9 protein-coding genes are annotated in these 15,297 nt (G+C 52.1%); 5 read left to right on the plus strand and 4 right to left on the minus strand.

Annotated elements, in window-relative coordinates; genetic code table 11:
- Positions 1–7: 7 nt before the first annotated feature.
- Both DCX48_11260 and DCX48_11265 read right to left on the minus strand, forming a co-directional pair.
- Positions 8–2,203 (minus strand): TonB-dependent siderophore receptor, encoded by a 2,196-nt coding sequence (locus DCX48_11260; GenBank protein ID QXE15039.1) that lies wholly within the window; start codon positions 2,201–2,203, stop codon positions 8–10.
- Between the two features lie 82 nt (positions 2,204–2,285).
- A complete protein-coding gene (locus DCX48_11265) occupies positions 2,286–4,187 on the minus strand; it encodes an IucA/IucC family siderophore biosynthesis protein (protein QXE15040.1) in 1,902 nt (633 codons plus the stop codon).
- Positions 4,188–4,437: 250 nt separating this feature from the next.
- Between DCX48_11265 and DCX48_11270 the strand changes: the two genes are divergently transcribed.
- Positions 4,438–5,319 carry a CoA ester lyase gene (locus DCX48_11270; GenBank protein ID QXE15041.1) on the plus strand — a complete coding sequence of 294 codons (882 nt, stop codon included), beginning with the start codon at positions 4,438–4,440 and terminating at the stop codon, positions 5,317–5,319.
- A 68-nt stretch (positions 5,320–5,387) separates the two neighbouring features.
- Here DCX48_11270 and greB read toward each other — a convergent pair whose 3' ends face one another.
- Positions 5,388–5,867, minus strand: coding sequence for a transcription elongation factor GreB (greB, locus tag DCX48_11275; protein QXE15042.1), 480 nt, complete (start codon positions 5,865–5,867; stop codon positions 5,388–5,390).
- Positions 5,868–6,041: 174 nt separating this feature from the next.
- Here greB and DCX48_11280 point away from each other — a divergent pair, with 174 nt between their 5' ends.
- Together DCX48_11280 and DCX48_11285 are read left to right on the plus strand one after the other, a co-directional pair.
- Positions 6,042–7,757, plus strand: coding sequence for a lysophospholipid acyltransferase family protein (locus DCX48_11280; GenBank protein ID QXE15043.1), 1,716 nt, complete (start codon positions 6,042–6,044; stop codon positions 7,755–7,757).
- Between the two features lie 389 nt (positions 7,758–8,146).
- Positions 8,147–9,814, plus strand: a complete 1,668-nt coding sequence (locus DCX48_11285) for a methyl-accepting chemotaxis protein (GenBank protein QXE15044.1) — start codon at positions 8,147–8,149, stop codon at positions 9,812–9,814.
- Positions 9,815–9,908: 94 nt separating this feature from the next.
- Here DCX48_11285 and DCX48_11290 read toward each other — a convergent pair whose 3' ends face one another.
- Positions 9,909–11,192: a citrate synthase gene (locus DCX48_11290; protein ID QXE15045.1), complete on the minus strand. Its 1,284-nt coding sequence runs from the start codon at positions 11,190–11,192 to the stop codon at positions 9,909–9,911.
- 350 nt (positions 11,193–11,542) lie between these two features.
- Between DCX48_11290 and DCX48_11295 the strand changes: the two genes are divergently transcribed.
- Together DCX48_11295 and DCX48_11300 are read left to right on the plus strand one after the other, a co-directional pair.
- Entirely contained in the window at positions 11,543–13,876 is a 2,334-nt protein-coding gene (locus tag DCX48_11295; protein ID QXE15046.1) for an RNA-binding transcriptional accessory protein, read from the plus strand.
- A 228-nt stretch (positions 13,877–14,104) separates the two neighbouring features.
- Positions 14,105–14,893: an IclR family transcriptional regulator gene (locus DCX48_11300; protein ID QXE15047.1), complete on the plus strand. Its 789-nt coding sequence runs from the start codon at positions 14,105–14,107 to the stop codon at positions 14,891–14,893.
- Positions 14,894–15,297 lie beyond the last annotated feature (404 nt).

The raw sequence follows: 15,297 nt of genomic DNA on the forward strand, positions 1-15,297 counted from the left end.
CCTATCCTTAGAAATCAACCGCCACGGACAGCATCAGCGTCCGCGGCGTTCCTTGCGATACCGTGCTGAATGACGTCACGCCAGACCAGTAATTGCGGTCAAAAGCGTTAAGGACATCTGCACGGAACGTGGTAGGGGCGTTATAGATTCGCGTCTTGTAACGTGCGCCGAAATCAACGGTGGTCCAGGAAGGAATAGACTGGGTATTGATGGTGTTGACGTTCTGCTTCCCGTTATGGATGACGTTGGCGTTCAGCGTCAGATCGCGCAGGAACGGCAGGTCATATTCCACCCCAGCGTTAGCCTGAAAACGCGACGTGCCCGGCGCGCGCTTGCCCTGCGCACCCAGCGTCACGCTTTTGGTCAACTCAGCATCCAGCAGCATCACGCCGCCGGTCAGACGCAGATCCTCCAGCGGTGAACCGACCACATCCAGCTCGACACCCCGATTGCGCTGTTCGTTGGCTTCAACAAACGTGCCGTTAACCAGCGCACCGCTCGGCTTGGTGATCTGGAAAACGCTCAGCGTAGAGATCGTCCCCAACGCATCCACTTTCACCCCGGCTTCATACTGTTTGCTCTTATACGGAGCAAGTACCTGCCCCGGATTACTTGCATTCGCTGGCGCAATATCCCCTTTGCTCAGCCCCTCAATGTAGTTGGCATAGAGCGAGACGTGCTGCCAGGGCTTAACAACTACACCCACCATCGGCGTTATCGCATTTTTGTCGTAAGACGATGAAGGTGCGCTATTGCCGGGAACAAAGTTATCCGACTTGATCTGCTGATAACGCAGCCCACCTGTAATCTGCAGCGCATCGTTCCAGAAGCCGAGCGTATCCGCCAACGCGATACCTGAAAGCGCAGTAGAAGAGCGTTTATACGCGCTTGGCGGAGCAGCGACATTTTGTGCAGGTGAAGAAACCGGATTATAAATATTCGAGCTAATCGCTGTTCCGTTGCCAATGCCGGTCGCCTGACGATCGCGATAGTAGCTGGTCTGTGCCGACAGCTTGTGCGTCACCGAGCCAGTTTCCACATCCGCCCGAACACCAGTCGCCAGCGTATAGCGGCTGGTGGTAAAGCGATAATTCCCTACGGCGGAACTCACATCGCCGTTGTTATTCGTGACCTGCGGCACCTGCTCCGACAGTCGGCTCACGTGCGCGCTGGAACCGCCCAGATCGGTAAACCAGGTGACGTTATCCGCCAGATCGTATTCGGTATGCAGCAACACCGACTGATCTTTGGAATGCCAGAAGCCCCACGGCTGAGAAATGTTGGTGTTGCCATCTGGTGCATCAGGCACCGTCACCCCCGCCGCGAACGAATAAGGGCGAGACGGCGCACGCGTTTTCAGGTGCTGAGTGATGAGATCCAACGTGGCACGGAAACGTTCTGATGAGAAATCCAGCCCAAGTGCGCCGACCTGTGTGCGCTTGTCGCTGCCGTCCCACACCGTGTCGCCGTAGCCATAGTTGCCGTTAAAACGCACGCCGAGCAGATTGTTATTGTCCAACGCATAAACGCGGGAAATATCCGCATGCTGCGTGAACTGGGAATCAGACTGCCAACTGGTGGTGAGGCGAGTCAGGTTACCTACGGTGGTCGGGCGTTTAGTGACGGCGTTAATCACGCCACCCACGCTGCTGTTCGGGGACAGCCCATATAGCAGCGCCGACGGCCCTTTCAGCACCTCAACTCGTTCAATGTAGTCGGTCATCAACTGATAGTTGGGCGCGACACCGTAGACGCCGTTCATGGCGATATCGCTCAGGTTACCTTCGTTGAGAGGGAAACCGCGGATGTAGTAAGAATCCAGCAGCCCGCCCTGCGAACTGCTGACGCGCACCGAGGCGTCATGTGCGACCACCTGCCCCAGCGTCTGTGCTTGTTTGTTTTCAATAAACGATGAGGTCATGTTGCTGACGTTAAACGGCGTATCCATGACATCCTTTTTGCCCAGCAGCCCCGTACTGGACGATCGCGCCGACATGCCGCCCGCCACCAGCCCCTGTGCAGCCTCGGCGTCTTTGGCTTCCACCACGATAGTGGAATCATCGCGTTCTCCCGTTGCCGCCTGCACGGGTATCGCGATTCCGCTCAGCATAGCGATCGCCGCCGTTATGGCGACGCCCAACGTAGAAGGAATGGGAAAATGGCGCTTCCCGGTAGACGGCGTGAAGTTCTTCCTGGCGTTCATCAACAAAGTTATCCATCTCAAAATGAGGATTGAAAAAGATGCTCCCGTTTTTTAGCCTGTGAGGCAGGAGCATCGCCATACATCACGGCTCGATGCGAGTTTCTTCTCCTTCCGTGAGGAAGGGGTTGCTCAGGCCGTGCTGAATCCGGTAGTCGCGGTATTCCTGGATATGCATGCGCAATAGCGAGCGCGTATACCAAGGCTGGGTCAAAAACATGTCACGTTCGGTCTGCCACACATCGCCATCAACGCGCGATTTCACTGCGTCAAACGCCGCGGCGGTTTCCTCTTTCATCACCTGCCACAGCCGGGCATCGGCAAAGCCGTATTCCACGCTGAGCGCCAGCGCCAATTCGTGCAGGTGACTGACAAAACAGGCATCGACGACAAACATCCGCACCGGCTCGATATCGCCTTCAAACACCGTGGGCAGAATGCCGGGCCAGATGTAGGGTTGCAGGTGATAGCCGCGCTGACTCAGCAGCGGCGCGTAGGTGCGTCCGTCGCCGAAATCGCGGATTAATAGCCCCTGCGCGACGCCTTCAGGCGAAAAGAGGATCTGGCTGTTCTGCTGATGTGCTTCCAGCCCAATGCCATACAGCAGATAGATAGCGATGACAGGACGGGTCACAGCACGCACGTATTGACGGAACCACGCTTCTGCACCAAGCCCAGACAGCGTAACCAGCTCGGTGAATAATGGTTGGTCGCGGTGAGGCAGCGCCGTAAACAGCGTGGCGACGGTTACGGGCAGCGCGCCGTCGGAGCGTTCATAGACGCGCGCATCACGGAAGACGACGGAGAGGTGTTTGCCCAGTGCGTCATCCTGATGAACCGCATGTTTGTAGTGGAATGCGGCCTCTTCGCGGAAAAACGCCAGCCGCTGCTCGAACCCGCCCTCCTGCGCCAGAATCGCTTCGATAATGGTGCTAATGCGCGGTCCCATGTGGATCGATTTTGCCTGTAGGCTGCGCATTTCACTGGTCATCCAGATGGCGACAGGCAATTTGATGAAAGGTGAAGAAGGTGGCTCAACGGGCAAGACGGTACGGAACGACATCCCCGGCAGCGTGATGAGATCGGGACCATCGGTGAGCAAAATCCCTTCAGCGATCTCGTCCGCGTAATGGGATTTCACCCAGTTTTCCAGATGCCAACTGTGGATTGGCAGCGGAAGCCACTGCGTCTCATCCAGCCCTTGTTGATTCAAGCGCTGCTTCCAGTCCTGCCAGAGCGCGGGGAACGCCTGAGCAAACCACTGATGAAAATCATCGACGTGCGGCATGCATTCCACATACGCCATATCACGGCGCAGCGCGGTAATACGCAACGGCACACGAGCATTGAATTCTGGCGACAGCAGTTGGACGTCTTCGTCACTCAGGCCCGGACGGGATTTCCAGGTGGGGTAATAGGGATGCCCTTCCAGCGATCCCCACTGGTCGAGCAACATCGCGGCATCGCGAATACTTCGCTGCCGACGCAGCCACTGCGTGAAATATTCCTGCCCATCCTGCCGCATGGCATCAGCGACTTCAGCACGCCATTGGCACCGATAGCGCCGGGCGTTGGTATCATTACGGATACTGTTGCCAACATCTTTTTTCAGGCCATTAATGCCGCTTTCTTCAGGATGGAAATCAAAACTATCGCGGAGTAAATCAATCAACTGTTCGTGGTCAGTGACGGGAAAAGACGCCCCTTGGGAATTAATGTGATAAACATTTCCATTATTAATATAAGTATTTGCCGGCGCCGAATAAATATCATCAAACTTCAGTTCACCGTTGCTTCCGCGCAAAGAAAACGTTGCACGACCGGAATTAACCTCAGTAAAAATCAGGTTATATTTATTCAAAATACCCTCAGCAAAAAAGCAGCGAATCAATCGCCTTAACGCATTTTTATTTGAATAATCAGAGAAAAAGTCATCTGAAATTTTCCGTATATCCCTGTGTTCAACTGCGTCTGCCTTGATATTCATAACCACTCCCCATACCGATAAAACAAGTAAGAATTGATTGCCGTAACGTATAAAAGGGTGTCATTAGATCTCGGGTTAACACATCCCGAAACTTAATAAAAATGTCGCGATAGATAGATTGAAAAATAATGAAAGGAAAGCTAGCATACCACTAACCTCAATGTAAATAGGTATCATTCTTATTCGCAATTAATTGGTTACATTTTTATAAATTCATTTTTAATCAATGAAATAAGTAAAGGAGAACAGCATGGAACACGCTAAGACCTACCTCTTCGTGCCTGGAAATGCGCCTCATCGCTTTGAACATGCCATCCGCTGTGGAGCCGATGCTGTGATATTTGATCTGGAAGATGCTGTTCATCCTGATGAAAAAAACCAGGCCAGAGAAAATATTATCCAGTGGTATGAAAACGATACTCCCGTCTCTGAAGTAAATTGCAAAAAATATATACGTTTAAATAAACTTGGATCATCGGAATTCAATCAAGATGTCGAGCTTCTAAATAGACTGAGTAACAAAGCGAGATTAAGAAATAAAACCGCAGCCAGACATAAAATAGCCACACAGGAAATTGTCTTACCCAAAATAGAGTCAGCAGCAATGCTGAATGAAGCACGGGAAATGATAAATCGTAATAGATTGGAAAACGTGAATATTATTGCGATTATTGAGACTGCTCGGGGATTACATAATGCGGAAGAAATTTGTGCCGCAGGTGTAGAAAGAGTGGCATTTGGTTCATTGGATTTCTCACTCGATATCCATTGCGATCAATCCCTGCATGCATTGCTGTATGCCAGAAGCCGTATTGTACTGGCGTCCAGACTGGCCGATTTACCGCCGCCAATAGATTGCGTTAACCCCGATTTCACACATCATGACCGAGTGCTAGCTGACGCACTACATGCACGCTCGCTCGGCTTCTCGGCCAAACTCTGTATCCATCCCTCGCAGATCGAGGTCGTTCAGCAGGCTTTCACGGCAGATCGTAGCAAAATAGACTGGGCAAAACAGGTTTTGAAAGCGGCCGAACACAGCTACGCTTTCCAGATAAACGGCGAGATGGTGGACTTACCTGTCATTGAGCAGGCCAGACAGCTCTTACGAGCACAAAATTCGGATGGCTAAACCAGTTTCAGGCGACGTCGCGTTTTTCACATCAGCGATGAAACTGCCCGGTGTGAGCCGGGCTACGCTCATGATTTAACGTAATCAATCGCGTTGATGAACCACTCGCGCGGGCCGTCTGGCGTGTTCACGGTGAACTCCTCATCGACTGCTTTTTTCAGCATCGCGCGTGCCATCGGGGAATCGATCGAAATATAGTCTTTACTGTCACCGTAGATCTCGTCAGGACCGACAATCCGCAAGCGCTTCACATCACCTTGCTCATTTTCGATCTCTATCCAGGCACCAAAAAATACGCTGCCATCCTGCTGCGGTGAATAATCAACAATTTTCAATTCCGCCAGACACTTTCTCAGATAGCGCACACGGCGATCGATCTGACGTAATAAACGCTTATTGTAGGTGTAGTCCGCATTTTCTGAGCGATCCCCTAGGCTGGCAGCCCAGGAAACAATTTTGGTAATTTCCGGGCGCTTTATATTCCAGAGATGCTCATGTTCTGCCCGCAGTTTGTCATACCCCTCACGGGTAATCAGATTGGTTTTCAAGTCAGTAACCCCATTAGGCGCTTAGTGCATATGCCGTTCTTCAATATGTTCACGTTCAAAAAATCACGCGTTCATTACACAGATTTACAGTTTTGGCTAATAATCTATCAACAGACATAAATATGTCATTTCTATCCCGTACTTTTAGCCACGGAGAGCTACGGAGAACGATTTATGTTTAGCTTAGACGCCATTCTGCAAGATCTTGTCCCGCATCGCCATACGCCACCCTGGCAGAAAACAGTTTTGCGTTCTCTGCTATTTGAAAATGAAATGCAGCAATTTGCGCGGCGTTACCCGCACCTGAAAGGATTGGACCTGGTCGAACAGATTCTTGATTACTTCAACTTCAATTGTGAAATGGTCGAGGGGGATTTAGAAAATATCCCCAGCCAAGGGCCGGTGGTACTGGTTGCCAACCACCCAATTGGCTCGCTGGACGGTCTGGCGCTATTACGTACCGTCGCCAGTGTCAGGCCAGATGTCCGTATCGTCGCCAGCCAGCTCCTCTCTTATGTCGCCCCGCTCAAAAATCTGTTTTTTTCCGTCGATAACTTCAATAACCGCACCAAACGCCAGCAAATCAGCGCCATCCAGCAACATCTGGAAGGCGACGGCGCGATCATCGTATTTCCAGCAGGCGAGGTTTCGCGCGTGAGCCTGCAAGGTATTCGTGATGGTCATTGGCACAACGGATTTATCCGCATGGCAAGCAAAGCGCGTGCGCCCGTAGTGCCCATCCATATCGGCGGACGCAATAGTACGCTGTTCTATCTCTCCTCCATGGTTTATCGCCCGCTGTCCACCCTCCTTCTGGTGAGAGAAATGTTCGGCCAGCGTGGGCAAACGCTCAAGCTGCGTATCGGTGCCAGAATTCCTTATGCATCCTGGAGCCAGGGTGAATGGAATGCTAACGATCTGGCGGCCCGCTTCCGGCGTCACGTTTATCGATTGGGACAAGGAAAGCCCGGCTGCTTTGCCGGTGAAAAACCCATTGCGTTGGCCGAAGACCGCGTGCTGCTGAAACGTGCGCTGTCAGCGTGTGAAACGCTGGGTACCACGCCGGATGGCAAAGTGGTCTATCTGTACCGTCGCGGTGAAGAAGATTACGTGCCGCTGTTGCGTGAACTCGGACGCCTGCGAGAAATCGCTTTCCGGGCGGTGGGCGAAGGCTCTGGTCAGCGCCGCGATCTGGATAGCTACGATGATGACTACCTGCATCTGATCCTGTGGGACGATCGCGAGCTGGAGATTGTCGGTGCCTATCGCTTTGTCTCAACGGCAAATCTGATCGCCAAAAAAGGCAAGAACGGTCTCTACAGCCATAGTCTGTTCCAGTACGGCGACGAAATGGATCCGATCCTGGCGTCAGGCATTGAGCTAGGCCGCAGCTTTATTCAACCCAAATACTGGGGTAAGCGCGGGCTGGATTACCTCTGGTTGGGCATTGGTGCCTATCTGGCGCGTTATCCAGAACACCGCTATCTGTTCGGCCCCGTATCGCTTTCCGGCACGTTGCCACCGCATGCACGCGATTTGCTGGTCGCCTTTTATCGCCTGCACTTCACGCCTGAGCAGCCGCTGGCAACGTCGCGCCGCCCTTATCCGGCATCGCTGCCTGACGTGCTGAAACAGTTTGAAGGAACGGACTACCAGCAGGACCTCACTCGGTTGAAAAGCATGCTCAGCAATATGGGGTGCGCTATCCCGACGCTCTACAAGCAGTATTCGGAGCTGTGTGAACCCGGAGGCGTGCGATTTATCGATTTTGGTATCGATCCCGATTTCAATAACTGCATCGACGGTCTGGTACTTGTCGACCTGCAACAGCTGAAAACATCACGCTATCAGCGCTATATCGCGCCTTTTGTCGGCGATAAAGCCTCTTGATTGACCGGCGCGTTAGCCTCTGAAGCGCTAACGCGCTACTTCCCTTCGTGCCAATCGCTTCAGAACCGAGATACGCGGAGCGACCACGGGGCGAGGTTTCCCTACAGGAACCTCATCCCCGTTAACCAATGTCGTAACAATCCGCATTTTGTTTCTCAGATCACACATTTCATACGAAATCCCACTTGCCGTAATTTACGTGATCAACTGAACGCTTTTTCTGCCGATATTAAAGATATTCTTATCTATCAATTTTTAAATGCGGGAGTCGCTGATGTATCCCGAAAACGCGAAGGATAGCTATAATACCTTGTCATTACTTGCATCGATTACGATAGCAAGCTCCCTCCGTTATGCCTTCATAGCATGTCAAAAAATTAAGGATGTTTATGAATATGCTGAACAGAATCAAACTCGGCAAGATGCTGGGTATGGGATTTTCTCTGGTTATCATCATCAGTCTGATGGTGGCATTCTTCGGACGGCTCCAACTGGTTGGGCTGGGTAACGACATCGACCGGCTTTCCGGCACTACGTTAGCCAATATGTTATTGATTCAGGATGTTAAAGCCGGTTTTGACGCTAATGCCCGCCTGATCCGCAACATTGCGATCAGCACCGACCCTGCGCAAATCAAGCAGGAAAAGCAGTTCGTCGATGAGCAAATCGCTCGCAATACCGCCAACCTGAAAAAACTGGGGCAACAGCTGGATACCGAAGGAACCAGCGCGCTGTTGAAACAGTTTCAAGACACCCGCCCGCCGTACCTTACCGCCTTTTTGAAAGCCATGGAGCTGGTGCAATCCACCGATCCACAACTGCGTCTGCAGGGTAACGCCATTATTCTTAATGAGATGCAACCTGCGCAAAACGCACTGTTCAAAGTGCTGGACGCGATGATGGCCTCGCAACAGCAGGATACTAACGAGATTGTCAGCCACGCACAGCATGGCGCGCAATCCGGCAGCGTCATCATGCTGGTTCTCTCCCTTGCCGCCACCGCGATGGCCGCCGTCGTGGCATGGCTGATTACCCGCACGTTGAAAAATCAACTGGGTGGTGAACCACTTTATGCGACCCACATTGCCCGGCTGGTGGCCGATGGCGATCTGGCTGTCGACATCGACATCAAGCCAAACGACCACAGCAGTCTGTTAGCCACCATGCATCACATGAATAATAACCTGGGCGATATCGTCGAGCAGGTACGGCAGAGCAGCGAAGCTATTGCTTCAGGCTCTAGCCAAATCGAGGCAGGCAGCGAAAATCTCAGCCAACGCACGGAAGAGCAAGCCGCCAGCTTGCAGCAAACCGCCGCGTCTATGGAGCAGATGAGTCAGGCAATTCGTCAGAATGCAGATACGGTACGCAACGCCACCCGTCTCGCCAGCCAAACCAGCGAAACGGCAACGAAAGGCGGCGAGGCGCTCGGAGACATGGTCATTACGATGAAAGAGATCTCCACCAGTTCGCACAAAATCCGAGACATCATTAGCGTCATTGATGGCATCGCTTTTCAGACCAATATACTGGCGCTGAATGCGGCGGTCGAAGCCGCTCGCGCTGGCGAGCAGGGTCGCGGCTTCGCCGTGGTAGCAGGGGAAGTTCGTTCACTGGCACAGCGCTCCGCCTCCGCCGCCAAAGAGATCGCGGTCCTGATCAACACCAGCGTCGAGAAAGTAGAAGCAGGGAATCGCCTGGTCGAAGACACTGGCAGCACCATTGATGAGCTGGTACGTCAGGCGCGCAGCGTGGCGGATTTAATCAGCGAGATTGGGACGACAACGCAGGAGCAGGAATCCGGCATTTCGCAAATTCATGATGCAGTGAACCAGCTTGATCAGGTCACCCAGCAGAACGCGACGCTAGTGGAAGAGTCCGCCAATGCGGCAACCAGCCTGCGCGAACAGTCATCCCATCTGGTAACACTGATGAACCATTTCCACCTGCGTGGCACGCCAGCAGCCCGCCCAGCGCCGATGGCGAAGAAAGCGCAAACGGCCCGCTTAGCGCTTGCTCCAGTCGGCAACACGCAGGATAACTGGGAAAAATTCTAACGTATTTCCTCTGCCCCCTGATGCCACAGCATAGGCATCAGGGGGTAATCGTATTAGTCCTTCATTTGAGAAACATTATTCCTTCTGAGAAACGTTATCCCTTCTGAGAAACATAGTCCCGCTGCGGCTGCCCGGTATAAATTTGCCGTGGGCGATAGATGCTGATTTCCTGCTGTTTGTGCATTTCATCCCAATGCGCAATCCAGCCAATCGTCCTACCGACGGTAGAGATGACGGTAAACATTGATGACGGCAGCCCCATCGCTTTCAGAATGACGGAGGTATAGAAATCAACACTGGGATAGAGTTTATTCTCCAGAAAATAGGCATCGGTCATGGCGATATGTTCCAGCTCCATCGCCACTTGCAACAGGCTGTCCTCCATGCCTAATTCGTTGAGCACCTCGTAACAGGTTTTACGCAGAATCGCCGCGCGTGGATCGAAATGCTGGTAGACAGAGTTACCAAACCCCATCAGACGGAATGAATCACAGCGGTCTTTCGCACGCCGTACAAATTCAGGAACGCGGTCGACCGTTTTAATCTCTTCCAGCATGCGCATGCAGGCTTCATTCGCCCCACCGTGCAACGGCCCCCACATCGACGCCAGCCCAGCCGCAATACAGGCAAACGGGTTCGCGCCGGAAGAACCAGACGCTCTGACCGCCATGGTAGACGGGCATTGACCATGATCGGCATGCAGAATCAGGATGCGGTTCATCGCCCGTTCCAACACCGGATTAACTTCATACTTCTCTGCCGGAATCGAAAACAGCATGTGCAGGAAGTTGCCGGTATAGGAGAGAGAATTTCGGGGATACACAGACGGCTGTTCGACGGAGTATTTGTAGCACATCGCCGCCAGCGTCGGCATTTTCGACAGCAGCCGTACCGCCGCCAGCTCGCGGTGTTCCGCGTTATTGATATCCAAGACATCGTGATAGAACGCGGCCAGCGCCCCGACCACCGCGCACATCAGCGCCATTGGGTGGGAATCGCGACGAAAGCCGCTGAACATCCGGGTAATCTGCTCATGAACCAGCGTATGTCGGGTAATGTTGTCAGCAAATTTCGCATACGCCTCCGGTGAAGGCGCGTCGCTGTGCAGCAGAATGTAACAAACCTCAGTAAAGTCGCACTGCTCGGCAAGCTGTTCGACAGGGAAGCCCCGATGCAGCAACACGCTATTCGCTGCATCAATGTAGGTAATCGCCGACTCACACCCTGCCGTGTTAGCAAAACCGGGGTCATAGCTGCATAGCCCATGTTCGCCGAGTGGGCGAATATCCACAGCCGTTTTCCCCAGTACGCCGGAACGCATTTCCAGCGCAATACTCGCCTGCCCTTCTGCCGTCAACGTGGACGTTCTGACTGTCATGAACCTTTCTCCTGCCCGAATAATGATGTTGTCCCGTCAGCTCTCACAGGCTTTGGATAGGTAATCCCGTGCTACACGCCCAGATTAAAACGACACTCAATTTATAAAGAAACAAGCCAACGTATTTCATACGCTAAAATCGTGGGTGGGTTGCAAGAATCTGACGGAATATTGATTTAGATAAAGATTGTTGCGCAGAATAGCATCGTTATCGCACTCGCTTTCCAGACGGCAGCGGCTGGCATTTTGCACGCTCAATCCGTATAACTGTCCTCACTGGTTTACTCCACGACTTATTTATTCCACTACTTATTTACTCCACTAACTTGATGACGACTGATATCAGACCTATGAATGATTCATTAAGCCAACTTATCGCCCGCGAATTGCAGGCGCGCACGGAGCAGGTAGACGCCGCTGTTCGCCTGCTGGACGAAGGAAATACCGTCCCTTTTATCTCCCGTTACCGTAAAGAAGTGACCGGCGGGCTGGATGACACCCAATTGCGCCAGCTCGAAACACGTCTCGGTTACCTGCGTGAGCTGGAAGATCGGCGCCAGACTATTCTGAAATCCATCGACGAGCAGGGGAAGTTAACCGCACAGCTCGCCACCGCGATTAACGGCACGCTGAGCAAAACCGAGCTGGAAGATCTCTACCTGCCGTATAAACCTAAGCGCCGGACTCGCGGACAAATCGCGATTGAAGCTGGTCTGGAACCGCTGGCTAACGGCTTGTGGCAAGACCCAAGTCAGGAGCCGGAGCTGACGGCACAGGCTTATGTCGATGCCGAGAAAGGCGTGGCAGACGTGAAGGCCGCGCTGGACGGCGCACGTTACATCCTGATGGAACGCTTTGCCGAAGACGCAACACTACTGGCAAAAGTGCGTCATTATCTGTGGAAAAACGCGCATCTGGTTTCCCGCGTCGTAGAAGGGAAAGAAGAAGAAGGTGCAAAGTTCCGCGACTATTTCGATCATCACGAACCGATTACTCTGGTCCCTTCACACCGCGCTCTGGCGATGTTCCGTGGACGCAATGAAGGCGTGCTGCAACTGGTATTGAATGCCGATCCGCAGCACGAAGAAGCACCGCGTGAGAGCTACTGCGAACAGATTATTATCGACCATCTGAATCTGCGGCTAGGCAATGCGGCAGCAGATAGCTGGCGACGCGCCGTCATTAGCTGGACGTGGCGCATCAAGGTGTTGCTGCACCTTGAAACCGAACTGATGGGCAGCGTGCGTGAAAAGGCCGAGGACGAAGCGATCAACGTCTTCGCCCGCAATATGCACGACCTGCTGATGGCCGCCCCTGCGGGCATGCGCGCCACCATGGGTCTCGATCCGGGTCTGCGTACAGGTGTAAAAGTCGCGGTGGTCGATGCCACCGGCAAGCTGGTCGCGACCGATACCATTTATCCGCATACCGGTCAGGCAGCGAAAGCCGCTCCGATTGTGGCCGCACTGTGCCTCAAATATCAGGTTGAGCTGGTGGCGATTGGCAACGGGACTGCCTCGCGTGAAACCGAGCGTTTCTTCCTCGACACACAGAAACAGTTCCCAGATATCAACGCGCAGAAAGTGATCGTCAGTGAAGCGGGCGCATCGGTGTACTCTGCATCGGAACTGGCGGCGCTGGAATTCCCCGATCTGGATGTGTCACTGCGCGGCGCGGTATCTATCGCCCGTCGTTTGCAGGATCCGCTGGCGGAATTGGTGAAGATCGATCCGAAGTCCATCGGTGTTGGCCAGTACCAGCATGACGTGAGCCAGAGCCAGCTCGCGAAGAAACTGGATGCGGTGGTCGAGGACTGCGTAAACGCCGTCGGCGTTGACCTGAATACCGCGTCCGTAGCGCTGTTAACACGTGTTGCAGGGCTGACGCGCATGATGGCGCAGAATATCGTGACCTGGCGCGATGAGAATGGTCGTTTCCACAACCGCGAACAACTTCTGAAAGTCAGCCGTCTGGGGCCAAAAGCCTTTGAACAGTGCGCGGGATTCCTGCGTATCAATCACGGCAATAACCCACTGGATGCCTCTACCGTTCACCCAGAAGCCTATCCGATTGTGGAACGTATTCTGGCCGCGACCGAACAGGCGTTGCAGGAGCTAATGGGGAATCCAACTGCGCTGCGTAACCTGAAGCCATCGGATTTCACCGATGAACGTTTCGGCGTGCCGACGGTGACTGACATCATCAAAGAGCTGGAAAAACCGGGTCGCGATCCGCGTCCTGAATTCAAAACGGCTAGCTTCGCCGATGGCGTAGAAACCTTAAAAGATCTGCTACCGGGCATGGTTCTGGAAGGTGCGGTCACCAACGTCACCAACTTTGGTGCGTTTGTGGATATCGGCGTCCATCAGGACGGCTTGGTTCACATTTCATCACTGGCCGATCATTTCGTCGACGATCCACATAAAGTGGTGAAAGCTGGCGACATCGTAAAAGTGAAAGTGATGGAAGTCGATTTGCAACGTAAGCGCATCGCGCTGACTATGCGGCTTGATGAACAGCCGGGCGACACCGCATCACGCCGTGGCGGTGGTAATACACGTGCGGATAACACGACTTCGCTGCGTCAGCCAGCCGGTAAATCACGCCCACGTCCGGCCAGCGCACCAACCTCAGGCAATAGCGCAATGGGCGATGCTCTGGCCGCCGCCCTTAAAAAACGTTAATTACCGTTCTGTTATTATTTAAAAGATCCCTGACCTTGTGAAAACGAGATCAGGGATCTTTCCTGCCAAAATACCGCTATTTTGTTTCCCTAATAAAACTATGTTTCATTTATATTGAAATATTCAACCTATTTGCGATTAATTTGTGATCTGTATCTAGGTAAATAAATTACCGTTGCGTTATTATTGTTCTATATAGGAAACCCTAGTTTTACATATAGAACAATCATGAATATATTCCAACAACTCGAACACAGTAAAGCGCCAGCAGCAGTCCGTTTAGTGATGGTTATTGACTACATCGCCAAACGTGACGAAGCCAGCTTCACTGAGATTTGTACTGATTTGTCTATACCCAAAAGCAGCGTGCATCATCTATTGGAAGTGCTGGTGGTAACGCAACTGTTACGCCAGCGCGCTGATGGGCGTTATGTTTTGGGGCTGAGACTGTTTGAGTTGGGTGGTCTGGTAATAAAGAATATTGATCTGCGTAAAGACACCATTAACTTTATGCACGAGCTGGTCAAAGAGACGGAGTTAACCTGCCATCTGGGTATTATGGACGGCGATAACGGTTTCTTTCTGAGTAAAGTAGAATCTCCCAAGGCCATCGTAAAAACATCCTGGGAAGGTAAGAAAATTGTATTTAACCGTATGTCTCTGGGAAAAGTGCTTGTGGCTTGGCTACCGCAGGAAAGAATTGAATCACTGATTGCTGATTGCAGCTTTGAGTATTTGACACCCCGGACGATTACCAACAAAGACGATTTTCTACAGCACCTGAAAACCGTCAAGGAACAGGGCTGGGCAATAGACGATGGCGAAGATATAGAAGAAATCTGCTGCATGGCCGCGCCGATTTTTAACCAGAATGGTGACGTCATTGCTGCTATCGGCGTTAACGGTATGCAATCGCAATATGCTAACGGAAAAAAAGAGAAGCATCTGGCAAGCCTGATTAAAACCAGCAAAGCTATCACAGCTCATATTAACAGTCGGAATATTGATATTAGATAATAAATTTATCCTAAATAGCCATAGTGAACGCCAATTCATAATTAATTGAAATTCACTATAGCTATAGTCATGAAAATATCAGCGTGACGGATACGTCACGACATAATTACCTGTAAAAGCTAGCTAAGCATTACGGGAAGGCTTCCCATCACCTAAATATATTACAAAATGCATAAACATTACGGTGACGAAAAATATTAACGATCAACTTTATAATGAGGACGACCATCTTCAATAATTAATAAAACCGGGTAATAACACTTTGATTATTATCCCCCTCTATACCCCAAATAATTCGAGTTTCAGGAAGGCGGCAAGGGAAGGAATCCCGATGAGCTTACTCAGGTAAGTGATTCGGGTGAGTGAACGCAGCCAACGTACATGCAACTTGAAGTATTACCGGT

The organism is Pectobacterium atrosepticum (assembly GCA_019056595.1).
Classification (GTDB): Bacteria; Pseudomonadota; Gammaproteobacteria; order Enterobacterales; family Enterobacteriaceae; genus Pectobacterium; species Pectobacterium atrosepticum.

What these genes read in the sequence shown, in the direction of transcription:
- DCX48_11260 (QXE15039.1), bottom strand. Translation starts at nt 2,203, where the DNA reads ATGAACGCCAGGAAGAACTTCACGCCGTCTACCGGGAAGCGCCATTTT.
- DCX48_11265 (QXE15040.1), bottom strand. Translation starts at nt 4,187, where the DNA reads ATGAATATCAAGGCAGACGCAGTTGAACACAGGGATATACGGAAAATT.
- DCX48_11270 (QXE15041.1), top strand. Translation starts at nt 4,438, where the DNA reads ATGGAACACGCTAAGACCTACCTCTTCGTGCCTGGAAATGCGCCTCAT.
- DCX48_11280 (QXE15043.1), top strand. Translation starts at nt 6,042, where the DNA reads ATGTTTAGCTTAGACGCCATTCTGCAAGATCTTGTCCCGCATCGCCAT.
- DCX48_11285 (QXE15044.1), top strand. Translation starts at nt 8,147, where the DNA reads ATGAATATGCTGAACAGAATCAAACTCGGCAAGATGCTGGGTATGGGA.
- DCX48_11290 (QXE15045.1), bottom strand. Translation starts at nt 11,192, where the DNA reads ATGACAGTCAGAACGTCCACGTTGACGGCAGAAGGGCAGGCGAGTATT.
- DCX48_11295 (QXE15046.1), top strand. Translation starts at nt 11,543, where the DNA reads ATGAATGATTCATTAAGCCAACTTATCGCCCGCGAATTGCAGGCGCGC.
- DCX48_11300 (QXE15047.1), top strand. Translation starts at nt 14,105, where the DNA reads ATGAATATATTCCAACAACTCGAACACAGTAAAGCGCCAGCAGCAGTC.